At 46.5% G+C, this 24,404-nt stretch carries 25 protein-coding genes and 2 pseudogenes; 9 read left to right on the top strand and 18 right to left on the bottom strand.

Annotation, left to right across the window (positions count from 1 at the left end; translation table 11 throughout):
- Positions 1 to 100: 100 nt before the first annotated feature.
- Both NX720_RS20965 and NX720_RS20960 read left to right on the top strand, forming a co-directional pair.
- The gene (locus NX720_RS20965; protein WP_262597240.1) at positions 101 to 1,012 is read left to right on the top strand and encodes a hypothetical protein; all 912 of its coding nucleotides are present in this window, start codon (positions 101 to 103) and stop codon (positions 1,010 to 1,012) included.
- 101 nt (positions 1,013 to 1,113) lie between these two features.
- Entirely contained in the window at positions 1,114 to 1,365 is a 252-nt protein-coding gene (locus NX720_RS20960) for a hypothetical protein (RefSeq protein ID WP_262597238.1), read from the top strand.
- A gap of 241 nt (positions 1,366 to 1,606) precedes the next feature.
- Here the strand turns inward: NX720_RS20960 and NX720_RS20955 are convergent, their stop codons facing one another.
- From NX720_RS20955 to NX720_RS20910, 11 genes and pseudogenes are all read right to left on the bottom strand, one after another.
- Positions 1,607 to 1,900 (bottom strand): addiction module antidote protein, encoded by a 294-nt coding sequence (locus NX720_RS20955; protein WP_262597237.1) that lies wholly within the window; start codon positions 1,898 to 1,900, stop codon positions 1,607 to 1,609.
- Positions 1,893 to 2,198 (bottom strand): type II toxin-antitoxin system RelE/ParE family toxin, encoded by a 306-nt coding sequence (locus NX720_RS20950; RefSeq protein WP_262597236.1) that lies wholly within the window; start codon positions 2,196 to 2,198, stop codon positions 1,893 to 1,895. The genes NX720_RS20955 and NX720_RS20950 overlap by 8 nt, the downstream gene beginning before the upstream one ends.
- Before the next feature lie 203 nt (positions 2,199 to 2,401).
- On the bottom strand, positions 2,402 to 2,701 hold the full coding sequence (locus tag NX720_RS20945) for a helix-turn-helix domain-containing protein (protein ID WP_262597234.1): 300 nt from the start codon (positions 2,699 to 2,701) through the stop codon (positions 2,402 to 2,404).
- On the bottom strand, positions 2,679 to 2,879 hold the full coding sequence (locus NX720_RS20940; protein ID WP_262597232.1) for a type II toxin-antitoxin system RelE/ParE family toxin: 201 nt from the start codon (positions 2,877 to 2,879) through the stop codon (positions 2,679 to 2,681). The genes NX720_RS20945 and NX720_RS20940 overlap by 23 nt, the downstream gene beginning before the upstream one ends.
- Positions 2,880 to 2,889: 10 nt before the next feature.
- Positions 2,890 to 3,090 (bottom strand): annotated as a pseudogene (locus NX720_RS20935) (hypothetical protein); the annotation flags it as partial.
- 10 nt (positions 3,091 to 3,100) lie between these two features.
- Entirely contained in the window at positions 3,101 to 4,594 is a 1,494-nt protein-coding gene (locus NX720_RS20930) for an ISKra4 family transposase (RefSeq protein WP_262596131.1), read from the bottom strand.
- 37 nt (positions 4,595 to 4,631) lie between these two features.
- The gene (locus NX720_RS20925; protein WP_262597230.1) at positions 4,632 to 5,468 is read right to left on the bottom strand and encodes a transposase; all 837 of its coding nucleotides are present in this window, start codon (positions 5,466 to 5,468) and stop codon (positions 4,632 to 4,634) included.
- Positions 5,469 to 5,652: 184 nt separating this feature from the next.
- Positions 5,653 to 6,084: pseudogene (locus tag NX720_RS20920) on the bottom strand (IS110 family transposase); the annotation flags it as partial.
- A 208-nt stretch (positions 6,085 to 6,292) separates the two neighbouring features.
- The gene (locus tag NX720_RS27285) at positions 6,293 to 6,517 is read right to left on the bottom strand and encodes a type II toxin-antitoxin system RelE/ParE family toxin (protein ID WP_404831013.1); all 225 of its coding nucleotides are present in this window, start codon (positions 6,515 to 6,517) and stop codon (positions 6,293 to 6,295) included.
- A gap of 314 nt (positions 6,518 to 6,831) precedes the next feature.
- Positions 6,832 to 7,578 (bottom strand): HIRAN domain-containing protein, encoded by a 747-nt coding sequence (locus tag NX720_RS20915; RefSeq protein WP_262597228.1) that lies wholly within the window; start codon positions 7,576 to 7,578, stop codon positions 6,832 to 6,834.
- Complete coding sequence (locus tag NX720_RS20910) at positions 7,563 to 8,489, bottom strand: HipA domain-containing protein (RefSeq protein ID WP_262597227.1); 927 nt, start codon at positions 8,487 to 8,489, stop codon at positions 7,563 to 7,565. Before NX720_RS20910 ends, NX720_RS20915 begins: the two co-directional genes overlap by 16 nt.
- A 327-nt stretch (positions 8,490 to 8,816) precedes the next feature.
- On the opposite strand from NX720_RS20910, the gene NX720_RS20905 reads away from it, so the two are divergent.
- From NX720_RS20905 to tnpC, 4 genes are all read left to right on the top strand, one after another.
- Entirely contained in the window at positions 8,817 to 9,761 is a 945-nt protein-coding gene (locus NX720_RS20905; RefSeq protein WP_262597225.1) for a hypothetical protein, read from the top strand.
- Positions 9,762 to 9,954: 193 nt separating this feature from the next.
- Complete coding sequence (locus NX720_RS20895) at positions 9,955 to 11,508, top strand: transposase (RefSeq protein ID WP_262597223.1); 1,554 nt, start codon at positions 9,955 to 9,957, stop codon at positions 11,506 to 11,508.
- A 44-nt stretch (positions 11,509 to 11,552) separates the two neighbouring features.
- Positions 11,553 to 11,801: a hypothetical protein gene (locus NX720_RS20890; RefSeq protein WP_262597221.1), complete on the top strand. Its 249-nt coding sequence runs from the start codon at positions 11,553 to 11,555 to the stop codon at positions 11,799 to 11,801.
- 3 nt (positions 11,802 to 11,804) lie between these two features.
- Positions 11,805 to 13,478, top strand: coding sequence for an IS66 family transposase (gene tnpC, locus NX720_RS20885; RefSeq protein ID WP_262595368.1), 1,674 nt, complete (start codon positions 11,805 to 11,807; stop codon positions 13,476 to 13,478).
- Positions 13,479 to 13,545: 67 nt separating this feature from the next.
- Here the strand turns inward: tnpC and NX720_RS20880 are convergent, their stop codons facing one another.
- A complete protein-coding gene (locus NX720_RS20880; protein WP_262597219.1) occupies positions 13,546 to 13,977 on the bottom strand; it encodes a type II toxin-antitoxin system VapC family toxin in 432 nt (143 codons plus the stop codon).
- A gap of 288 nt (positions 13,978 to 14,265) precedes the next feature.
- Entirely contained in the window at positions 14,266 to 15,477 is a 1,212-nt protein-coding gene (locus NX720_RS20875) for an RNA-guided endonuclease InsQ/TnpB family protein (protein WP_262597218.1), read from the bottom strand.
- Positions 15,478 to 15,533: 56 nt separating this feature from the next.
- On the opposite strand from NX720_RS20875, the gene NX720_RS27280 reads away from it, so the two are divergent.
- Positions 15,534 to 15,665, top strand: a complete 132-nt coding sequence (locus tag NX720_RS27280; protein WP_404831012.1) for a transposase — start codon at positions 15,534 to 15,536, stop codon at positions 15,663 to 15,665.
- 56 nt (positions 15,666 to 15,721) lie between these two features.
- Here NX720_RS27280 and NX720_RS20870 read toward each other — a convergent pair whose 3' ends face one another.
- The 5 genes from NX720_RS20870 to ribF all read right to left on the bottom strand — a co-directional run bounded on the left by NX720_RS20870 (position 15,722) and on the right by ribF (position 20,887).
- Complete coding sequence (locus NX720_RS20870) at positions 15,722 to 15,895, bottom strand: FitA-like ribbon-helix-helix domain-containing protein (RefSeq protein WP_262597216.1); 174 nt, start codon at positions 15,893 to 15,895, stop codon at positions 15,722 to 15,724.
- Between the two features lie 35 nt (positions 15,896 to 15,930).
- Positions 15,931 to 16,128 (bottom strand): AbrB/MazE/SpoVT family DNA-binding domain-containing protein, encoded by a 198-nt coding sequence (locus tag NX720_RS20865; protein WP_262597215.1) that lies wholly within the window; start codon positions 16,126 to 16,128, stop codon positions 15,931 to 15,933.
- Between the two features lie 83 nt (positions 16,129 to 16,211).
- Positions 16,212 to 16,511: a hypothetical protein gene (locus tag NX720_RS20860; RefSeq protein ID WP_262597213.1), complete on the bottom strand. Its 300-nt coding sequence runs from the start codon at positions 16,509 to 16,511 to the stop codon at positions 16,212 to 16,214.
- A 512-nt stretch (positions 16,512 to 17,023) separates the two neighbouring features.
- A complete protein-coding gene (ileS, locus tag NX720_RS20855) occupies positions 17,024 to 19,876 on the bottom strand; it encodes an isoleucine--tRNA ligase (RefSeq protein ID WP_262597212.1) in 2,853 nt (950 codons plus the stop codon).
- 75 nt (positions 19,877 to 19,951) lie between these two features.
- The gene (gene ribF / locus NX720_RS20850; protein ID WP_262597211.1) at positions 19,952 to 20,887 is read right to left on the bottom strand and encodes a bifunctional riboflavin kinase/FAD synthetase; all 936 of its coding nucleotides are present in this window, start codon (positions 20,885 to 20,887) and stop codon (positions 19,952 to 19,954) included.
- 200 nt (positions 20,888 to 21,087) lie between these two features.
- On the opposite strand from ribF, the gene NX720_RS20845 reads away from it, so the two are divergent.
- Positions 21,088 to 21,681, top strand: a complete 594-nt coding sequence (locus NX720_RS20845) for a hypothetical protein (protein WP_262597210.1) — start codon at positions 21,088 to 21,090, stop codon at positions 21,679 to 21,681.
- 251 nt (positions 21,682 to 21,932) lie between these two features.
- Positions 21,933 to 24,395, top strand: coding sequence for a glycoside hydrolase family 19 protein (locus NX720_RS20840; protein WP_262597208.1), 2,463 nt, complete (start codon positions 21,933 to 21,935; stop codon positions 24,393 to 24,395).
- The last annotated feature ends 9 nt before the right edge of the window (positions 24,396 to 24,404 follow it).

The raw sequence follows: 24,404 nt of genomic DNA, 5'->3' as shown, positions 1-24,404 counted from the left end.
TAATGATACTAACACTTATAGGTGATAGCTGTGCCTTGTAGTACGATTTGGATTTAATTGCCATACAGGCAGTGGCATTTCTACCTAACACTTCAAGACAATGACTAGCATTTTTAACAGACTATTTAATAAATTCGTTTTCGAAGAAACTACTTCAAAATCAATTCTAACTGAAGACTTTGGTCACTTTCCGCCCTATCCGCTTAAGTGTGATTCTGTGGTTGAAAATAAAGTGAAAGTTCTGGGGAAGAATACGATTACAGGGCGTTTTCAGATTTTAAAAATAACACTTAAAATACTTAAGTCAATGTTTAATACTGAGAATAAAGACTTTCTTATAAATTCATGTAGAGATCACTTGGCTGAAGGCTTCGATAAAGACTATCCTGGCTTTCGTGATAAAGTTGATAGTGACAACAAGAGCTTCTTGGTATGTATATTATACAAATTTGTCTTTGAACAAGCTTTTTCTGACTTTCGTGTCAAAGTTGATGGATATGTCAAAAACTCTTTTGTAAAAAAGTTACTTTATTTTCTCTATTATTCTCTTTATAAAATAGTTTTTTTTCTTACAATGCTGCTAGCTTCTCCATTGTTTTTATGTGTATTTGTATTTATTGCATGTAAATTTGTGTCAAAAATTTTTGGAAAGTTTTTTTCACCTAATTACAAACCTGATGCTGCTGGATTTTTTATTAGAGAAAAAATGGATGGTTTTGATTCTATATTTGTTTCAAAAGAAAGATACAAGAGCATAAGGTTGTTGTTATTAGCTCATGAAAATATTCATGTTCTTCAGATGAATAAAGAAAAACATGTTCCGCATTTTGATTTCATAAAACAATCTATGGGTATTGAGATAAGAGAATCATGTTTTAAAGACATGCCCCAAATCAAAGAAAGAGAAAACAATATAAAAGAATTTGAGTACCTTGCATCTAAAGTAGAGGTTGAGGCGTTTTTACACGAAGAAATTAAAACGATTTATTTTTTTCTGAAGAGTTGCCGTTAACTAAATTAAATTTCTTATTTACTTTGTGGTTCATAAGTGCTGAAAAGCCAAAACTAGATCTGATAGACGCCGAAGACCTACATTCCTCTTTCATGTCATACATGAATGAAAAAGATATTGACGTCTTCAATGAAAAACCCATTTCTAAAGTAGAAGATAGTTTTTTAGAAAAAGATTCTAAATGCTCAGAATACGATAAAACTGTAAAAACTTTACTTAAACCAAGGCTTGCATTTGAACTACTAGAATTTTTAGAAAAAGACGAAGACAAGCTGGATTACATATTTAATATCCTGCCTGAGCGATACGCAACGCTATTGGAGCTTTATGGCGACCCGGAAGCTGCCCAGTAATTTAGGGAAAGCCCTGATGCTATTTATAAGATTGATAAACATAGGAATGTTACGATTGAAATGGAGTCATGAATAAATAGGAAATTGGGGGGCAGTTCTTTCATTGTGCAGTTATGCAAATTGAAAGACCTGATACCGTTTTACGTGCCAGCCCACCATGCCCTAGTGGTAACCTGTCAGGTCAGCGTAAAGGCCGGTAAACTACGGACTGTTTCGCCTGTGCTCCCTAAAAGAGGGAGCTTTACGATTGAGCAGGTTTTCCAATATGTAGTGTCACGCCAAGTGCAGAGCACACAGCCAGTAATGTTTTTAAGTTCGGGTTGCCTTCCCCGCTTAATGATCGGTACAGGCTTTCACGAGACAGGTCGGTTGCTTTTGCCAGGGCGGTCATTCCTTTTGCTCTTGCAACCACTCCCAGAGAGTCGGCAATAAAGCCTGCATGCCCGGTGGCAACAGCCTCATCAATGTAGTGCTGTATGGATTCGTCATCATCCAGGTACTCAGCCGGATCGAAGTCTGTTAATTTCTCATTCATTTTCGTTTCTCCACTCTTTGTAAAGTGTTTTAGCCAGCTCTATTTGTTTCTGCTGGTTTTTCTTCTGGCTGCCGCACAGCAGAATGATCAATTCATCACCCTGGCGCATAAAGTAAACACGATAGCCTTTGCCGGTATCTATCCTCAGTTCACTGAACCCGCCTCCAACTGGCTTAACATCACCAAATAACCCAAATGCCATGCGCTTGATGCGAGACAGGATGAGGGACTTAGCTTTTGGGTCTTTGACTGCTTTTAGCCACTGTCTGAAAGTGTCATGCTGCTTGATCGTAATCATGATAACAAACGTAGCTTAAAAGCTACAATCGTGCAAAGCCAGAGTCAGAGAGAAGAAGAGGGGTCGTGCTGTGTGCTGTGGTGTCAGGTCTTTCATTGTGCAGATATGCAAATTGCAAGACCTGACGCTGTTTTAGTCAGAGATGGGGCTCTGTGGAACCCCAATATTGCTGGGTAATTAGTAGTTGATACCATAGTCACTTGTTATGTTGCAGCTTGTGGCACAAAGCTGATTTTTACCTTGTAACCAATGGCCTTTGCATAATCTTCGATTGTGGAAAGCTTTGGAGATGTTTTTGAATTAACATTCTCTAAGCGAGAAATATTGCTTTTCTGAGTATGCAAAATCTCCGCTAACTCTTCTTGGGTTAAACCTGCTTCCTTACGGAGAGCTATAAGCTGCTTACGCAACTCGTAGGCGAGTTCCAGTTCCTCATATTCAGCTCTTACTTCTGGGTCTTTAAGAGCTTTTTTCTTGAAATCAGAAAATGTTGGTCTTGTCATTTTTGACCTCCTTCATTCGCTTTCTGGCAAGTTCCAGCTCTTTTTTGGGTGTTTTCTGAGTCTTTTTGATGAAGGAGTTAAGAACAATAACTTCTTGCCCCTTTACCTGACAGAACAGAGAACGACCAATACCTTCTTTGCCTTTTGCTCTTCTGAGTAACTCCTCCGGTCTCGCCACTTGCACAGAGTCAAGCTGGTGAGGCTGTTTCAACCCTGACCAGCTTGTACCCCATTTCTTCTGCACGCTTTTTCATATTTTTAATCACTCGGTCACGATACTGCTCCTCGTAGTAATCCTGACCTCGCTCAACATATTCTGATCCATTTTTCAGCATGCTATAAATCAGTCGTGCAAGTTTGTGTGCAGTCGCTGTAATCGCTTTGGGTGCGGTTCATTTGCTACGACGAAGCCCTATTCACCACCAACTCACCGTAATTTCGTTTCTTAGAACACGAATGGTGATATGACCAGTATTCATCCCAGTCTCCACTGGAGTTTATTGAGCGAAGCTTCAGAATGGCTTCCGCGCCTTGCAGGCTCCATCGTGCGCCTGTTATATCAAGACGGTCATTTATCAAATGTCGGCAAGCGCCTTCAATCACTCCGCTGGCAATAGGAAAGCCTGAGCGCAGCGCCTTATCGTAGCAAAGCCGGTCTCTGTTTTTTTGCAGATAGCCAGCACATTTATCAATAGCTTCCCGATTCTTCAATTTTCGTTTCGTGGCACTTTGCTTTATGCCCCTGGCTACCCAGCCCGACTGCCCATGAAGAATTTTCAGTGCTTGCTGCTCAACCCATTTCTCAATAGATTTATCACCTTTATCATGCAGACAATGAGCGGCTTTCCACAGATATTCCAGCACATGAATGAAATCCATTACGATGCTGGTTTTGACCTGTTTTCTGCGGGCGACTCTTTCAATCATTTTCAGTTGATGCGGATGCCCATCGACCACGACAACCCATTGTCGTTTTCGTTCCGGGTCACGCTTGAGAGCCTCATCAAAGGCTTCTTCGATGACTGTTTCTCCGTCCCTCTCAACACTGGCCCAAACCCTCTTGTTGCGTATTGGAGGTCGAAATTTGACGACATTGTCCGCTTTCTTTTCAGAGTTCATGATGGACTCTGGTGAGCGTGGGTTTGCCCGCACAGTGTAAACAGTCGCCACCATAGCCATACGCTTCCGGTCTTTCTTTTCTCCCGGACTTAAACGTGTCTGACATTTTTTCTTGCTTTTCTCTGCATTCTTGCGGGTCGCTTCCCTTAACCCATCTGGCAACATGACCAGACCTTTCCCATCAAAGCTCAGAACCAATAGATCATCTGTTTGCTCATCTTCTATGGTTCGTTGTTCATAGAATTCGACAAAATCCTGAGCTGTGCCTTCAACCAGCTTTATTGCCTGGTGCTTGCCAACTATGCCGGGGCAATTTTCACGATGCCGTTTGACGACATTGTCATAAGAACGATCAATAGCATCCGTGACCACACGCTTGCGTACACCATCAGAATATTGGTCGTTATTAAGGTTGAGCCCGGCATCCAGTGGGAATTCGTTGGAGACATTGCGCTGGCTATAAGCAAACCGTTTGACCGTTATCTTGCCAAACACCGTGGTGAGAACCCGGCTGGTATTTTGACGAATATGGTTACGAGGTATGCCGTCAGAGGGAGTGACAGACACTGCTCTTTCTTCATCTTCAGCCTGTTTATCGAGATAGCCCTGAAACATTAGCCGAAGCAGCTCGTCCCCATTGGTTCGAATGTACTCTTCAGTTGTGCCATGTTCCTGCAGGCAGGCAGATTCGAGGTGGCGGATCATGCTATTAAAGTGATCCTGTGCAGGAGAAAAAAATTGAAAGTCGAGAGTATTAGCGTAAGATGCGTTCACAAAGGGCTGCTTTTCCGGTGTTATTTGTTTGGCGACGTTATATCACCACGAAACAGCCCTTTTTTCTTTGCTCTCGGTCGTCAAAGTAGTTGGTTTTGCTGGGGTAGAGCGTCGTAGCAAATGAACCGCACCCAATCGCTTTGGGTGCACCCAGCTTACTTCTCATCCGGCGATAATAGGCTCCTAGGGCACTTTTTGAATTTACCAGTGTCAATGCGGCCATCCTCAGAGCTGAAGCAGCCCTGTTTGGAATCCTTTTGGTCTTACTGCTTAACACCTTTCCCCCGGATATTTTGTTTCCGGGACTCAGCCCCAGCCAGGAACAAAAGTGCTTCTCTGTCGGCCAGCGGTTCATGTCCGTCCCTGTCTCAGAAATAACTTTCAGGGCGGTATTTTCTTCTATCCCCTCGATCGCTGTCAGATCGACCCCGGTCATCCTGTAAAGGTGAGCTCTTACATCAAAGCCGGGGGCGCTGGCTGATTTTCTCTTTGCAGGCAATGAGGCGCTTTCGACCTGATCATCGAACTGACTCAGCTGATTCTCAAGTGCCTTATCACAAGCTTCGATTTCCTTTTCGTAAAAATCATAAAGCTCAACGGCCTGCTTCAGAGCAAACAAATGCTCTGCCCGATAGTGTCCATGCAATGATTTAGCAATGACTTTCTCTGATTGCTTGCAATGGGAATCACGGTGGCTCGCCAATACTACAGGATCGCGCTCACCCCTGAGGATGGAACGAATGATGCTCATCCCGGTTTTGCCGGTAACATCCGAAACGACATTATCCAGCAGCAGGTTCATTTGGCGTAAGGCTTTCTGCATGTGCTGTATGTGCGACGCTCGATAGCGGATCAGGGTTTCACGTTGGCGCATGTAAGGGAAGCAGCAGAACATAATATACCGCTGTTGGCTGTTGGCTGTTGGCTGTTGGCTGTTGGCTGTTGGCTGTTGGCTTTTGGCTTTTGGCGGTTGGCTTTTGGCTTTTGGCGGTTGGCTGTATGAGCAGCTAATAGCCAAAAGCCAACAGCCCGGTAAGTTATTGAATGCTGCGCCCCTAAGCACGCAGAGCGCACACCTGATCTTCAGGACGAAAAGCACCTTCAAGCAAGCCATGTGTATGCAGTTGTTGTAACCACTGGCAGTCCTGTACGTCACTTTTACGACCAGGGACGTTTTTAACGTGGCGTGCATTCACCAGCCTGACTTCAAGCCCGTGCTCTTCAAGCATTTCGAAAGCAGGAATCCAGTATATTCCGGTGGACTCCATGACTACGGTGGTAATCCCGATACATACAAGCCACTGGGCCATCATCTCGAGATCAGCAGTGAAGCAGGCAAAAGACCGGACAGGCTTATCATCCAGCTCTTCAGGGACAGCAACAAAGTGGAACTCTGAGCCAATATCAATGCCTGCCGCGTAGAGGTTGACGGTTTTAAGATGACCAGATATTCGTTTTTGTGCTTTAGTGGGTTTTGGGTTGTGCTTCATGATTGCCTACCTATACTCCAGAGCGAAGGCATATCTGGGTATGGGGCTGTCGATCATATGCAGTCTTCCGAACGAGATCGCCAGGCGTCATCAGTGATGCGGTCGCCAGCCTCCCGACCACGCTAAACTCCGGGCACGGGGCACCAGTGTGCGTTCGGCCTTTGGCCTGGATATGCCTTCCTCCTTATCGTAGAACGAAGGCTCAAGGTTAGCTTATTAAAAGAGTTACTCTGGGATGTGTGCCCGCAGGGTGGGCTAGTCCGCTAATCTCGAAGAGACCATCACCCATTGAAGCTGTATATGGCTTGCCAAGGGCAGGACCGAATTCTTCAATCATTTCAGCTATATGGATGAAGTTAGCCAAGATCCCCGTAGGAAACCCCAGAGTCTCTTCCTCTACTTTCTTGCTGTAAAACGTGATACACCACTTCATACAGAAAGGTTATCATATTTGATAACTCTTGCAAGAAATAGTTCCCTGAGATTTATGAGGGGTTGGCTGCTGCAGCATAACAAATGAAATGGACTCCTCCCACTTTTGGCAAATAAGGAATTAGGTGTCAGGTCTTGTATTGTGCAGTCATGCAAATTGCAAGACCCGACCCTTTTTTCCGAACAGAAAAAGAGCCAGGCAAGAATATTTAAAAAAGTTCATACAACAAAATAAAGCTGGTGTTTTATTGAAACAGGCTAATAGCGGCAAAGGTAAAAACCACAACGGCAAATGAATGATCGCAGTGTGGCGTATCAATGGATTTTATCGGGAACCTTTAAAAACTCATCGTTTTTAAACGGTGTACCGGCTGGAATGGCACCGGTTTTAAGGTTACACATCAACTGGTAATAAAGAGGCGCATTGGCATTGACACGGGCAATCGATAAGTCCAGCTCTGCTCCCGCATCCATAGCATCGGATAACCGGTCAGCCAGAAAGCGAGGACAATAGCCAATAATCTCTGGTGTATCTGACGTACGAACAGCCATGACCAGGCCGCCATGTTCATTTTGAACATCTTCCATCAAAAGCAGCTTGTCACCAACCTTTAAGCTTTTAATCAGGCTACGGGCAGAGTCGGTAATGTAGAGCAGGCCGTGTGCGAAGAAATCAATCTCAAAACCTTTTTCTGGTGATGATACTCCTTCAGGAAATACCTGAAGGTTGTCAGTGCTTTTAATGCCACCGGTTTTTGACAGGATAACAATCGGGCTCTGTTTTTCATCGGCAAGCCCCAGCCAGGAAAGCAGTTTTTTGTATTCTGGCCTGCGCTCAGACAATACCCGGTTAGCAAACAGGGGAAACAGGCTGTCTGACTGATAAGTGGCCTGAAGGTCATTCATGCCGGTGAACGGAATAAAGGCTTCAGAGGTTAAAGCGCCACGGGTGTAATGGAACTCGAACAGCTGGTTATTCTGAGTGAGCTTACCCACCGTGTGCCAACTTCGCTCCTTCGGGTCTTGCCAGGCTAAAAACACACTGTTCAATTGAGAGCGCATAACAAGCCCCTTCTATTTTCCAAAATCATTTTTTCAGCAAACTGCATGGCTGCGAGTGTTGTGACTTCGTCGGGTACTTTGGCCAGTATGTTGCGTATTCTGTCTTTATCGAGAATTTTCAGTTGCTCCAGCCAGTACCGGGCGGCCTTCGGCCTTTGCCGACTGGCCAGCCTGAACGCCTCTATGGTTTTTAGTGGCTTAGCATCAGATTTAGACTTGTACAGTGCACAAGTTGCCTTACTGACATAAGCCTCAACATTATAGCCTTTGTCTTTTGTTGTCAGCCGGGCCAAACGTTTTTTATCCGGCTCAGTACATCCAAGGCTTGAGGCGTGGTCATAGCTTGGGCATAGAAACTGTTCTCCGGTTTCACCATTAAGCAATATCGCCCAGTTTTCATGGTGTCTGTCCTGATTGCTGATATGTGCATCCAGCAACAGGTAGCCTACAAATACCCCTGCTGCATCCAGGCTGTCCGGAAGGCCGGGCCAGACCGGGGGCTGGTTGTGGGTTTTGGCAGAATCCAGAATCCCCAGTACTTTATAAACCGTATGTTCTTTAACCCGGACAAAGCGGCCTTTCTTTTCACCGGGATAACTACTGTCTTCCATCATTAATAGCTGGTTGCCCAGCGTCATTCGCCATTTTCCGCGGTCTTCGATGATGCTTAAACTGGTGATGCCAATATCGCCCTGATATCTTGCCAGTTCGTACTTAGCGTGGGGGATGCCGAGTTGTTGGCAGAGTTGCTCCGCCACTTTTTCTGACCAGTGCTCTCCGGTCAGAGGCCGAGATTTTTTAAACAGCCACTTTTGGTTGTTGTAGCGATACCAAAACTTTTCTTTGGTACCGAGATCTTCCGGGTTGTCCATATCCTCCTGAATATCGACGACTTTATAAGTCTCTGTCACGGATACACTCCGTCTTGTTAATGAGTGGCGGTGCGTAGTTTAATCATTGGGTGTCAGGTCGTAACTGCTCAAGCAGCAGCTGTGGTGTCCAGCAGCTGTGGTGTCAGGTCTTTCATTGTGCAGTTATGCAAATTGCAAGACCTGACACCGTTTGACACGCCACTGGCCGAACGATGAATAGCTGAAGTTTCACTGACCTGGCCAGAAAAGTGAACTTTTCCATTGTACGAATGTCTCATAATTTAATTCTCTTAAAAACAAGTGCAATGCCAAGTGCAATCGTTGTAGCCAAGTATTTACGCTGACAGATATAGATAAAGGTGTTTTATGAACTCATGGAAGTTATTTATTCTTATTGCCTTCACAACTTCGTTCTGCCTCCATACAAAGGCAGAAACACTGAGTGATGAGCAGTTTCTACAACAGCATGGACTTATATCTCCTATTAGAAAACTTAATGAATATAATAAAATCGGATTTGAAACTGATTATTATATGTTGAGAGGTTTGAGAAGCGAGGATGATAAGCTTGTCATCCTATTAGGTGAAACTCATGTTCACAATCAGGAAGGTTTTGATGCAGGCTCTGAGTTTATTCACCATTTCAAACATAGAATTCTTGAGGGTATCCCTGATGATGAAGTTGAACAGTTTGGTCTGACAGAATTAGTGAGAGAACTCAGGGAAAACAATTATTACCGATCGGAGCAGTTGCCATCACTATTGACTCCGGCACTCAACCAGATAGGAGCCATATCACCAGGTTATCATGGTAGATATTTAATTGGTTTGGGTCACAGCCGTAGTGGTGATAACAACTTCAAGTGCTTCACGTCAGAACAATGGATACAAATGCTCTACGCCAGTTCAAGCAATAATATTCACTGGCTACACAGCATTCTGAAAGATATTGATGAGTGTAAATCTGACTATAGTAGCTCTTTTGCTAAAAAGTTTAAAACACCCGATCTGCATAAATTTAAATTTATCAATCATTGGATGGAAGATGACTTTTGCATCAGGAATGGTGGCGATTATGAACTTTATCTGGTTGGTAAACGAAACAGAAGAGCAGTACATAATATAAAAAAGGTGATAGCCGACTTTCCAGATCAGCAGATTTTTCTTGTAATTACCGGCAAAGATCATCTTTGGGGTATTTATATGCGTCTGCAGGAAAAACGTCTTTTCAGAGATGTCAACCTTGATCACCCCGATGATAGAGTGATTATAAAAACGGATTTTGGCTATAAAAAAATGCCTCGTCAGTGAAATCTGTGGGCAGTTTCTGGCTCAGGTAGCTTGCCAAGCGCATGATATAGGGCGATTTCTGCACATCTATAGGTTCTGAGTCCATACGATTTTCTCGTAGTGAGTTTTATCTTGGTATTCAGACCTTCAACCTAAATTCAGCGGTTAACCCCTGAGCTAAACTCTAACCCTCAACAATATTGAGGGCTCGAAGATGGTTCGACCACCAAAACCCACTCCCCCAAAGGGTGAGTTGTCTGAAATGGAAAAAGATCCCTTATCCGTCAAACTCGAAGTCGATTCTTTCGACGGTAAAATTCATGTCGAGTGGGAGCCTGAAGCATCGGTCACCCCAATGGGACAGCTTCCTTTTTTTATACAGTTTTTAAAAACAGGTCACCGATTTGAACCCTGGATTAACGATTGCCCACTAACTTATAAAAGCCCAAACGCCCCTCAAAAAGTGGATGTGATTGGCTCATTAATGCTTTCCATTCTTTCAGGACATAAACGCTATGCGCATATCGGAACAATTATTGGTGATAAAGTAAACGCTCAGTTGCTCGGGATGAAAAAAATTGTCAGCGATGATTCTGCCAGGCGTGGTTTAAAGAAGATTGACGAAGATGAAGGCGTTGAATGGATGCAAAAATACCTCCATCTCTGTTTTGATCCGTTATTAACCATTCCATGGATTATGGATGTTGATGTTACCGTGAAAACCATTTATGGGCATCAGGAAGGAGCGGTTAATGGCTATAACCCACATAAGAAAGGGAGACCCTCTCATACTTACCACTCATATATGATGGCTAATCTTAAATTAATACTGGAGGTTGAAGTCAGACCCGGAAATCAAAGTCAAAGTAAATACTCTTTACCCGGTTTAATGGAGCTATTAAATCGACTTCCAAAACGCTGCTGGCCTGAATTTGTTCGTGGTGATTGTGATTGGGGAAGTGACCGGGTAATGAGCGAATTGGAAGATGCTGGTTGTCATTATCTTTTTAAAATGAAGAAGCACGGCAACGTTAAGAAAGCCATAGGGAATGCACACTGTAGCGGAGGATGGGTAAAATACGACAACCATTGGGAGGGAAAAGAATCCGTAATTAAACTGTCAGGTTGGAAAAAAGAAAGACGCATAATTATTGTTCGAAGACGGCGTCCTGAAAATGAAATACCGATGTTGGAAAAAGGAATAAAAGAACGTCAACAAACGTTAGCATTAATAGAAGAGCCAGAAAATATAAAAGCTTACGAGTATTCGGTTCTGGTCACATCTCTTGATAATGATATAGTCTCGATCATTAATCATTATCGCAATAGGGCTGACTGTGAAAATAACTTTGATGAAATCAAAAACCAATGGGGCTGGGGCGGTTATGTAACAAAAGATATGGCAAGATGTCGAATGCTGGCCCGAATGGTTGCCTTGGTTTACAACTGGTGGACGCTATACGTTCGATTGAGTAATCCGGACTCCCATAAAGAATCAATTACCAGCCGCCCCTTATTAATGAGTTCAATTGGCAAGCTGACCCACTCTGGCAACCAAAAGAAAATAAAGCTGACAAGCCAGCATCGATGGATGTATAAAATTGCGAAATTACAAAGTGAACTGTGTGATTTTTTTGATTCAATCAAAAGTATCGCACCGCAGTTGAATCCAATTAACGCATGGTGTCGTATTTTAACGAAAGCGGTCTCAAAATTTTTGAAAAAAGGGCAGGTTATTACGATGCAACCATTAATTCGATCGGGCTAATGACTTAAAAAAACGCTGCTCAGAACCGTGAGAAGCTATTCCTAATGGCATGGCTCAGTGGCGTTCAACTGCTGAATTTAGGTTCAACTATCCCGCTGGAAAAGCAGATTGAGAATCTGGACAGCAGAGTAAAAAGCAAAATTAGCGAGGCAATGCCGTGGGGCAAATGCCGTGGTGTCAGGTCTTTCATTGTGCAGTTATGCAAATTGCAAGGCCTGACACCGTTTTACCACTGCCTGAATGTAACTTTTCTACAAACCACTAAACATAAGCTCAAAGTCGTCTACTTTTAGAGTATGCAAAATGCTCATGTTTCAGGATCAGGCACAACACCTGCATTACTGCCTGCCCCCTTTGCTACCTCGCAGGTCATCCTCACCAAGCAGGAACACATCCAGCTAAAACAGCAGGCCAACCTCTGGCATGCCATGTGGAAGGCGGCCTGTGGCCGAGAGAAAAAAGTATTGGCTAAAAATGCCTCTCTTATCGCTCAGCATAAAGCCGAAATGGCTGGGTTGAACACCCAGGTCGCTGATCTGAAATCAGAACTGGCACACATGAAGCACTTGCTTTTCGGTCGTAAATCAGAGAAGACCAGTTCTTCTTCAAAGAAAAGTGGCAATACTACCCGGCCACCTTCAAATCGAAAACGAGGTCACCAGCCCGGAGTCCCCGGCTCTGGTCGCCATCTTCACAACAACCTGCCAGTGGTTCATGAGTCTGTAGACTTACCAGTGGACAAACAGTGTTGTACAGTCTGTCACCGGCCATTCAAGTCTTTTTTCAATGACGACAGCTGCGACGTAATTGAAGTTGAAGTTAAGGCTCACGTTCGTCGTTATCACCGAAGGCATTACCAAAAAACTTGCCAGTGCCCTGAAACGCCCAATATTACTACTCCACCACCTCCACCAAGACTCATCAACAAAGGAAAGCTTGGTATTTCTGTCTGGGTGGAGCTGTTGCTGAATAAGTACGCATACGGCATCCCCATAAACAGGCAACTTGAGTCTTATAAGACTCAGGGACTGGAACTGTCGCAGGCGACCATCTCCTTTGGCCTGGAAGCTATAACGCCCTTTTTTGAGCCGGTTGCCGAAGCTACTCGGGAATTCGTCGCCAGTAGCGATCAGTGGCATGCTGATGAAACCCGGTGGATCAGCTGGGCACATGAGACCACAGGTTCTCACAAACATTGGCTTTGGGTATTTCTCTGTGATCAGGCGGTTTATTTCAGCATTGCTGACACCCGTGCGGCTGTCGTACCAGAGTCGATCATTGGTGACGGGGCTGGAACGCTGGTGTGTGACCGATACTCAGCGTACAAAAAGCTTGCGAATGATGCGGTGTCTATTAATTTAGCTTTCTGCTGGGCTCACGTCAGGCGGGATTTTATTGACGCTCAACGAGGTGATCCGGAGTTGGAGAAATGGAGCGCCACCTGGGTGAACAGGATTGGTCGTTTATATCATCTTAATAGTCAGCGACTTGAAGTGCTTGATGAACCAGAGCAGCTAGCAACACAGCAGTTACGGCTTGAACATCAGGTAGAGCAGATGGCAATCCAGAGGGATCAGGAACTTAATCGTCCTAAACTGCGAGTCAGAGCGAAAAAAGTGCTCGAAAGTCTACAGAATCACTGGGAAGGATTGACCCGCTTTGTCACTGATCCCGGTATCCCCATGGATAACAACGCTGCAGAGCAAGCACTGCGCACAGGTGTCGTTGGCAGGAAGAATTACTACGGCTCTGGCAGCGTATGGAGTGCTGATATAGCCGCTTTTCTATTCAGCGTTTTTATGACGCTAAAGCTTTGGGATATTAATCCAAAAATCTGGCTGGGTGCCTATCTTGAGGCTTGTGCCATAAATGGCAGGAAGCCACCTAATGATCTCACTCCTTATCTGCCCTGGTTAATGAGTGAGGAGCGGCTTTGTGAAATGCGCAATCATGATCCGCCAAAGGTATAACAATTGGAGGCAACAATAGGGAAAAGCGGTGTCTTAATTGCTAATTTTGAAGCGGTTTGTAGAAAAGTTACGCCTGAATATACACGTCCGATCTGACGGTGATGTCAGGGTATTTTTGCAACAGCTTTTTATCGTAAGTCACCAGAGGAATGACCTGAGCTTTCGCCACAGCAATAAAAAGGGTGTCGTAAGCCGGGTGTTTGTTTTCACAGGCCAGAATCAGAGCCTCACGCCAGTAATGCTCGCTTGGATGAACCTGGTTGAACAGGGTGTTGGCATCCTGAAGCAGGTCCAGGCCGGTTTGAACGGATATGGCTTTACGGGTGATCCATTGCCATAACACATTTGTCAGTTCTGGCCTGACTGAGTCAGGAACGTGAATGGTTTCTGTACCAGCGATGGCGGCCAGTGAGTCTTTTCCATAATTTGTTTCGTTTAGAAGGCCATAGGCAAACACCATGGTATCAATGACAGCGGCTTTCATGGGTTTATCTGGCATTATGGGCGTCCTTCGTTGCGCCACTCGTCCATCTCATCATGATGGGTTTCCGGAAGCTGCTTCCAGCGATTTCTGATTCGGTGAACTACTCGCCCCTGAAGGAGCGAGCTTCCAATACTAAGCAGCTACCGCAGTAGTTACCGTTCTTTTCTTTTTTGACGTTTCGTTGCCAGATGCGAAAGAAGCCTTGGCTTTTCTCGTCTTACGAATGGCTCCACGTCCTTTAGTCAGCACAGGAATACCCTTGCCGACGAACTCCGTTCCAGAGTCTAAAAGTAAATTAATTGCTCATTTCTTAGTTACGATGCTGGCGTTTCGGTCAGCGTTGTCAACGTGTCCGCAGCTACCGCAAGAAAACAGTGCCTGTGTCTTGCGGTTGTCGGGGTGAGTGTAGTCGCATTCCGCACACTCTTGACTCGTATAATGTGCAGGTACTTTGAATACTGCCTTACCTGCTTTTGCCGCTTTGTAGCGGGTGTAACTTTCCAGATAATGCCAGCCAACATTTAGCGCAGCCTTGTTGAGCCCTGCTTTGGCCCTGGCTCTATTTGGAACAAACTTGCCGTTTATATCTTTCCTGGCCTTTGGCTTGCGAGTCATCTTCGAGGTTTTCAGGTTCTCGAAAATGATGACCTTAGCCTTGCTGTCGACCATCTTCCGACTGGTTTTGTGGCAGAAGTCCTGTCGGATATTGGCAACCTTCTTATGTTGACGGGCTATCCGTTTTTTTGTCTTTTGCCTACGGTTAGAGCCTTTGCTTTGGCGAGATAGACGACGTTGTAGTTTTTCAACGTACCGCTTGCGCTTATCCATGCTCTTTTTCTGATTCTCCGTGAAGTCGTAAGCCTTCACGCCGGTATGCGCTGGTATTGCAACACCACGGTCCACGCCAATGACATATTCTTCCAGCCATTCTTTAGAAGCGCCTTTCAGGTACTCCAGGTGTTCCTTTTCTGTTGCGGGTTCTTCCGATCCATCGTCATAGCAGAAAGAAACGAAGTAACGACCAATCTCTTTCCTGATGTAAAGGGACTTTGGCTCGTTGAATGCACCGTGGGACTTGAACGACAGATAACCAATATTGTTGGTCTTTGTGCCAATGAATAAGCGGGTTACGCCGTCTTCACAGACATCGAACCGGAACAATTCTTTTGTGAGGTAAATGCTGCCCTTGTCTGTCTTTGGCTTTCTTTTTGGTTTGCCGCACAACCCTTTCATGTGCTTCTGGAAGGTGTGATACCAGTGAGTAGCTGAATTTCTGATTATCTGGCTGGGACAGCTATAGAGCCACGGCGAAAGCTCTCTGCTTTTAAATTGAGCGGCCTTAGTGTCAACCGGCGCAAATGTCCCGACAGGGCAATATTTTCTTGCGTAGGCGCTGTAGTAGCGATGTTCGTCACACTTGGCATTCCAGATAAACCGGGCGCAACCCATCCACTGAGACAGGATCAGCTTTTGCTGGTCTGTTGGATTGGCTTTTAATCGGATGCCCTGAAGCATTGCAGTGCCTGTTATGTTGAATGCCTTTATGCTAGAGCAGCTAAGCGCTAAAAACCATGCAGGCAGCACTAGTATTTTCAGCAAAGTATCGCCGGAACGTATTCACGAGGGAAATGACCGATCAACTTCGTGAGATCTTTTCAGAAACCTGCCCGCAAATGGAGTGCCACTTTCAGAAAATTCGTTAAGACTTCTAAACGATCGTCACAGCAAGGCTAGCGCCTTGCGCTGGCTAGACCCGCCTCTAAAGAAGCGGGTTTGCGCCAGTGTTTCGATCAATCGTATCTTGTTTTTTTGGGTAGCTGGCTTCCAGTAGTTCCCGAACTTCTTGATCCATAGAGCGGTTAGCGGCCCTGGCTTTCAGCTTCAGGCGTTCGACCAGCTCATCGGGCAGGTTTCTTATGGTTAGCGTTGCCATAATTCGGTGCTCCTGCTTGTTCCACCTTTATAGTGCTAGCGCATTAACAGCATTTCATCTCCGGCTGGCGGCAGGGTATCCCATTTATTCAGCTCTTCAGGCATCTGTGCTCCTGTGTCGCATTGTGCCAGCAGTTCCTCCAGCGAGTAGCGGGGGCAGCGCTTTGCTTTGGTGATCACCAGCCGGTTTCGCTCTTCGGAGGAGTTACCGATTTTACGAATAGTGGCGCTCATTGATTCCCCCTTATACACTGTTATAACCCGAAGTTTACCCGCTGCCGAAAGCAGTCGGGTAGAACGAGTTGGGAAGTGGCATGTTAGTTTTTTGGAAAGGATTGACGGATGAGAAGTTCAAGCTGGTTTATACGCTCTTGTGTCTCTCCGCGTTGCTCATCACTTCGCTTGAAAGCTGCGAGCATTGCTTCTGCCAGGGCAGAGACATCGGCTTTAATACCTGCAAGTTCACGATCCTGCTGGGCAAACCGTGTACGCATTTCTTGCCTTGTGGCCAGTATCTCCTGGTGTGTATCACCAGTGATATTGATGAGGCTACGTACTGCACTATCCAGCGCTTCAAAGTGTGACTCAAGGCGCTCAACTCTGGCTTCTAAACCCATAACTACTACCTGTTTTTATTGGTTGGGGTATGAATATAGCAAAGATCGGCACAAAGACACCTGACACTGATCTTACCAACAGCAAGCGTGTCTGCCTCCAGAGTATTTGTCCAACCGACTGTCGGACAATTGGCTCTTCGTGAAATCCGGCCAGGCATCTGCAAAGGCTCGCATGGTCATCAGGTTGCTGCGGGAAAAGCCTTTAAGGTCGGCAGCCAGCACAGGAGAAATATTCAGATACGCTACCGCCAGAGACGTAAATAATCTGAACCAGTTATTCTTGCGTATGTCTTACAGCAAAAAGAGACAATGTGCGTGGCACTTTTAAGTGGTGCGATTGTACCACCTCTGCTGTCAGTGAGTAGCCGTAAGTGAATAAAGGGGTCATGACAAGGTCATCGGGGAATTAACCTCAAGAATGCAATATTAACCTGTTTGAATAATGACAAAAAAATCCCGGACAGAAGAGACTATCCGGGATTTTTCAATGCTGCTTCAGGTATCAGGAGGTATCAGGCGTAACGACGCACTTCACCCTGACCATCAACATTTTCAACGCAACGACCACACAGGCTTGGGTGCGCTTCAATCTGACCAACGTCTTCACGACGATGCCAGCAACGGTCACACTTCTCGTGTGCAGACTTGGCAACCGCTACTTTCAGGCCTTCCACATCGGTAGCCATCGCATCAGTCGCTTTAGCCAGTGGCTTCAGTTCTGCTTTGGAAGTGATCAGAACAAAACGCAGTTCTTCACCCAGCTGGTTCAGTTTCTGCTGTAGTTCTTCGCTGGCAAACAGGACCAGGTCGGCTTCCAGACCACCACCAATTACGCCTTCCTTACGGGCATCTTCCAATGCTTTGTTCACCGCAGTTTTCACCGCAAGGATGGAGTCCCAGTCAACGTCACTGCTATCCATCGCCAGCAGACCTTCATACCAGGTATCCAGCAAAACGTGCTGGCTGCGCTGACCCGGAATGGCCTGCCAGATTTCATCCGCCGTAAAGGTACAGATCGGGGCAATCCACAGTGCAAAGGCCTGAGCGATATGATACATCGCGGTCTGACAGCTGCGACGAGCCAGACTGTTTGCCTGGGTGGTGTACTGACGATCCTTGATGATATCCAGATAGAAGCCACCCAGATCCAGCGCGCAGAAGTGATGAACTTTCTGGTAAACGTTCAGGAAGTTAAAGCTGTCGTACGCTTCAATCACATCTTTTTGCAGGTTCAGGGCGCGGTCAACCGCCCAGCGGTCCAGAGACAGCATATCGTCCCAGGCAACGATATCCGTTTCCGGGTTAAAGCCGCTCAGGTTAGACAACAGGAAGCGTGCCGTATTACGAATACGACGGTAGCTGTCTGCGGTACGCTTCAGGATCTCATCAGAAACCGTCATTTCTGCGGTGTAATCCGTGGCAGATACCCACAGGCGCAGAATATCAGCACCCAGTGATTTAAAGACTTTCTGCGGTGCGATCACATTGCCCAGAGACTTGGACATCTTGCGACCATTGGCGTCTACTGTAAATCCGTGGGTCAGCAGCTGTTTGTAAGGAGGCACACCTTTCGTCGCAATACCGGTCTTCAGGGAAGACTGGAACCAGCCACGATGCTGGTCAGAACCTTCAACATAAACGTCAGCGGGCGACTGCAGGCCTTCACGACGATCCAGTACCGAATAGTGGGTAACACCGGAGTCAAACCATACGTCCAGAGTGTCAGTCACCTTAACGTACTGGTCGGCATCCTGCGCGGACAGAATTTCAGCCGGTTCCAGATCGAACCAGGCATCCATACCGTCCTGCTCAACCTTTTGAGCGACCTTTTCAATGAGTGCCGGGGTATCCGGGTGCAACTCTTCTGTTTCTTTATGAATAAACAGCGCAATCGGCACACCCCAGGTGCGCTGGCGGGATACACACCAGTCCGGGCTCTGGGACAGCATGGACTCCATGCGGTTACGTCCCCAGTCAGGCGTGAACTTCACATCCTTCAGAGACGCCTGAGCCGTTTTCAGCAGACCTTCTTTTTCCATGCTGATAAACCACTGTGGCGTGGCACGGAAAATCAGAGGCGTTTTGGTACGCCAGCAGTGCGGATAGCTGTGCTGGAATTTCGACTGAGCCAGTAGGCGACCATTCTCAACCAGAGCCTCAACCACCAGCGGGTCAACTTTGTAAACATGCTCACCGGCAAAGCGTTCAACGTTGCTGCGGAACACACCAGCGTCGTCCAGATAGTTCAGGGTGGTAACGCCGTATTTTTTGCCCACATTAAAGTCATCGACACCGTGGTCAGGCGCCGTGTGAACAGAGCCTGTACCGGCATCCGTGGTGACGTGATCACCCAGGATCATTGGCAGCTCACGATCGTAAAACGGATGAGCTACCTTTTTGCCTTCCAGCTTCGCACCCAGCGTCCGGGCGATGATGGTGAAGTCTTCAATGCCGTAACGCTCCATCGCGCTTTCCAGCAGCTCTTCACCCAGAATCAGCCGGGCTGGTGCGCCGTTGACTTCGCACTGTACCAGCGCATAGCCCAACTCTGCCCCCAGGGTCACGGCCTGGGAAGATGGCAGGGTCCATGGTGTCGTGGTCCAGATAACCACCGCAACTTCACCTTCACCCTGTTCGCCGCTATTCTCTCCACTGTCCTCGCCACTATCCTCGCCACTATCAAAGTCAAAAGCAGACAGCAGATCCGCTTCATCCAGCGCAGCGTAACGTACGTCCACCTGGGTAGAAGTTTTATCCTGATACTCCACCTCCGCTTCAGCCAGCGCAGAACCACCCACCACACTCCAGTAAACCGGCTTGTAGCCTTTAACCAGATGACCGTTGTCGGCGATTTTACCCAGCGCACGGATAATGTCCGCTTCCGTCTGGAAGTCCATGGTCAGGTAAGGTTGGTCCCACTCACCCAGAATACCCATGCGTTTGAAATCGTCTCGCTGGCCATCCACCTGTTTGGCGGCGTACTCACGACACTTTCTGCGGAAGGTTTTAAAGTCCACCTTGTCGCCCGCCTTGCCCAGCATGCCTTCAACCTTGTGCTCAATAGGCAGGCCATGGCAGTCCCAGCCGGGGACATAAGGCGCGTCAAAACCACTCAGGGTTTTGGACTTGACAATGATGTCCTTGAGAATCTTGTTAACGGCGTGACCAATATGGATATCACCATTGGCGTAAGGAGGGCCATCATGCAAAATGAACTTGTCACGCCCCTGACTGACATTCCGAATCTCTTCATACAGATTCATGTCGTACCAGCGTTTGAGCATTTCCGGCTCGCGCCTGGCCAGATTTCCGCGCATCGGAAAATCAGTCTCTGGCAAGTTCAATGTGTGCTTGTAGTCGGTCATAGTCTTGTTACCGGAATCTCACCATCACATCGGTCAGCATTAAGAGGAATTCTTAAAGCTTGAAATATTACTCGTTTAATCAGTCAAAATACCACGGGCAGTGGTCACATCATTACTGATGGCTGCCTGCAATGCTTCGAGCGATTCAAATTTCTGGGCATCACGAATTTTTTCGACAAACTCAACCCGCAATGTCTGACCATACAGGTCTCCTTTGAAGTCCAGCAGGTGAACTTCCAGCAAGGCAGTTGTCGCATCAATGGTTGGCCGTGTTCCCAGGTTAGCCACACCATCATAGCTTTTCAGCGAGCCATGACTCTCCACCCAGCCCCGCACCGCAAACACGCCCTGTACTGGCAGGCGATTACGGCAAACCCGGATATTCGCAGTGGGAAAACCCAGCGTACGTCCCAGCTGTTGCCCTTTAATCACTCGCCCAAACATAGCAAATGGACGCCCCAGTAGATGCGCTGCACCTTTCAGGTCTGCGTTTGCCAATAAATCTCGTACCTTTGTACTGCTAATGCGGTTCTGATCGTGTGTTACCGTGCGGGTGTCACACACCTCAAAACCATGCCGGTCACCCATGCTCCGAAGGTGGAAAAAGTCACCGGCACGGTTCAGCCCGTAACGAAAATCATCGCCCACAATCAGGTAACGAACGTCCAGTCCCTGCACCAGAATATCCATGACAAACTCGTCGGGCGTCATGTTCTGCAGTTTGCTGCCAAAAGGCAGGCACAAGACCTGATCCACTCCACAATCGTCCAACAGCGACAGTTTTTCCCGCAGGCTGGTCAGCCTGGCCGGTGCTTTATGCCCCTGAAAAAACTCTCTTGGCTGGGGTTCAAAGGTAATGACACAGACCCTGACACCAAGGTCAAAGGCTTGCTGTCGCAGGGTTTCAAGAATGGTGCGATGCCCAAGGTGAACACCATCAAAATTCCCTATCGTTGCGACACAGGCCCGGTGCTCTGGTCTAATATTGTGCAATCCGCGGATCAACTGCATTGGGCGGCTTATTCTCGTTCAGGCTGGCAAATGGTCGATTATATCCCAGCTGGTCAAATGGTCACAGGGGGATACGCTCAACGGGACATAAATTTAAAAGGTTTAGCGATAATATGAAAGTATTCAGCAGGGCATTTGCCGCTATTTTTACCACAACCCCTTGTTTCAGCCTGATTCTACTTCTGTCTGCTTTTACGCCAGTGGCAGATACAGTAGCAGCAGACGAAAACCTGGACATTGCAATGCTTTATCACAAATTTACCACTGAGGAATTTCCCGCACTGGATGAAGCTATACAATCAGTGTTGTTAAAAACACCATTAGAACACTCCGTCCAGGCGCTGAACAAAGTGACCACAGACGTTTATAAAGACTGGCATATGAATGCATCTTCAGTCAGAAATATAACGATTCCAGACACTACGCGCCTCACTTTAAATACTCTGAAACCTTCAGGTTTTGAAGGTTTACTCAAATCTCAAGTCTTACCCAGTGCCCCCACAAACTGGGAACAGCCAGACCAGCAACTGATCGTTTCCCGATTTTTATCTATGCTGGGAATTGCCATTACACAGAACCCGGAATTGAAGCCCCTGCATGATCGTCTCTGGGTATTTTTTGACTGCGATGATCATACCTGTCGGGAGATCGCGAATTCAAAGGCGGGAGAGTTTAAAGAAACTGACATCTCTACATTTACAGCTGTTTATAGTGACTGCCTCGCAACCCTTATCCATTACAAAGAGCACCTGACGCAATTGTGTGACCTCCTCCCGCTAAAGCTTGTATATTAAGCAGAAAAACTTCCTCTCATCTTTAAGCCTTTATATTAATTGATTTGTAAAAGGCGATGAGTAATAAAAAATTATTACAATGAAATGGGTTAGAAAAGGTAACAATCGCCCAATGAGCGCTACAATAAAGGCTGTTTTCTCAGTAAGTTTGTTTTCTACGCCCATTCAACAAGACTTTATCTCCAATTCTGGCTGACTAACCAAACAGCGTTTTGATCTGTTGTCAGACCTCTCTGTTTCAGGTATTTCTCATGAAGAACAAGTACCGCTCCACCCTGCGCACTATTTTCAAGGCTCTGTGCCTGTACGTATTTTCAGCCCCCTTGGTTTATGCCCTTTCACCTGAATACTCATTGTCGGAAAAACAGAAATATCGACAAGTCTACAACTTCATGATCCTTTACGTACATAAGGAGACCGAGCGGCTAAGCCAACCCTTACTAACTGAAACTTTTTCACCCGGCAGCGGCAATATGCAGTTTTCAAAAGCCGAGGAACCTGATAATCCTGAGATCAGCAAAATCAGATCCTTAGTCACGAAAGGTCTGAGTCAATTTTTCAAAGACCGGATTACCCAGACACAGTCTCCGGATGAACCTGGTCAAAAAAGGATTTTGCCCCCGGACCAATTAAACCTTGCACAGTTAAACGAAGTAGCAGAAAGAGAAGCAAAACATGACAACTACTTCAACAGACTGATGCGAGAAGTCACTACCAAATACAAAGACAAGCAAGAAGAAATCAGACACCTCAACGCTGTTTCAAAAGCAAAAGCAGGCAAACCTCATGTGCTGGACAAAAATAAGGTTCTTGAACAGAGGGATGCCATTATTAAGACAGCTGAAGCTGACAACCCAATGTTCGGCGAAGCCAGGCGTGACCAACGAACTCTGGATAATGAGTCTGTAGAAGCAATATGTCCGAATGGCGCTAACAATCCTGAAAATGTTAAGCGCGTAGAAAGAATCCTTCCATCCGAAAAATGGGATTTTATATTTCCCAAGAGGCTAAAAGAGTACACCTATGAGAACTTCCTGAAAGGTATTGGCAAATATCCGGCATTATGTCAAACCTACGCAGACGACAAAGATTCCGATGCAATTTGCACCAGAGCCCTGGTCACCATGTTTGCACATTTCACTCAGGAAACCGGTGCCCATATTCCAGGCGGAGAATATCCGGAATGGCGGCAGGGGCTGGCATACCTGAGAGAGATAGGCTGGACAGAAAAGTCCGAGAATGGCTACGGCATCTGCGCCCCTGATTTATGGCAGGGCAAAGCCTACCCTTGCGGCAAATTTCCGAATGGGCAGTACAAAAGCTACTTTGGGCGCGGCGCCAAACAGCTGAGTTATAACTACAACTATGGGCCATTCTCCATTTCCATCTACAACAATGTCCGCACACTGTTGAACTCGCCGGAAAGAGTGGCTGACACCTGGTTAAATCTGGCCAGCGCCGCCTTTTTTTACATCTTCCCAGCCCCCCCCAAGCCTAATATGCTCAGCGTGATGGACGGAAGATGGATGCCCAATCAATTTGACCTGGAAAGCGAGCGTAGCCCCGGCTTTGGCGTCACCACTATGATCATCAATGGCGGCGTAGAATGCGGTGGTCCGGTTGAAAATGCACAGTCCCTAAACAGAATCGAATACTATAAAAAAATTGCTGAATATCTGGGATTGCCCATACCAAAAGACGAAAAACTAGGCTGCGCCAACATGAGGCAATTTGACGCTAACAGCTCAGCCGCTATCAATATCTACTGGGATCAGGACTATACATGGAACCCTAATAACAAGGACGGCCTTTCCTATCGTTGCAAGCTGGTCAGCTATCAAACCGCTTACAATGCTTTCATCGAAGGTGACTACATCAAGTGCCTGATCGACAAATTCAATGTTGTTATCAAAGATGATAGCGGCATTATACCGCCCAGAGCCTATGCCGGAGGTGACCTGAATGTCATGGCACCGGAAAGTGGACTTCGCGCTGTAAAACTTGACGGCAGAGCGTCAAAAGCCTACGGCGATAATAAAATCACCCACTGGGAATGGACAGAGATTGGGACAGGCCGCAGGCTCGACCTCACTAACCAAAACAACGACGTAGCCACGGTAAACGTCATGCCCGCTGATACCTCTCAGGTATATCAGTTCCAGCTGGAAATTACAGACAACAAAGGTGCCAAGGGTATTGACACCATGAGCCTTATGATTGATCCCTACTCATGTGGAACTCCCATTAGTATTGAACTGAGTAGCGAGAACAAAGTAGCTTCGCAGAAAGAATTGCAAGTTACAGCCATGTTCAGTGACCCTGACATCGTTGGCAAAGTCCCCCACTACCAGTGGAGTTCATCAAGGCAGATCACCCTGAAACCTTCAGAAGACAATACGTTTGTTTCATTCACTGCACCTGCCACAAAAATTGCTTTCGATGTCAGTGTTTCACTGGTCGTGACGGATAACGAAGGTAACCAGGGCAGTGCATCAAAAATTATTGAGGTGGTTCCATCATCAGAAGGTCACTACCCAGCCTGGAAAGAAGGCACTCATTATCATGGAGGATCAAGGGTTTCCCTTGATGGTCAAGACTATGAATGCAGGCCCTTCCCATTCAGTGGCTGGTGTGGCCAAAGCGCCTACCATTATCAGCCCGGAAAAGGCAGTCACTGGCGGGATGCATGGATAAAAATTGCTAAAGAAGACTAGTGTCAGCTG

The organism is Endozoicomonas euniceicola (assembly GCF_025562755.1).
Taxonomy (GTDB): Bacteria; Pseudomonadota; Gammaproteobacteria; order Pseudomonadales; family Endozoicomonadaceae; genus Endozoicomonas_A; species Endozoicomonas_A euniceicola.
Note: the sequence above shows the minus strand (reverse complement) of the source record. Positions and strands in the feature narration are given on the sequence as shown.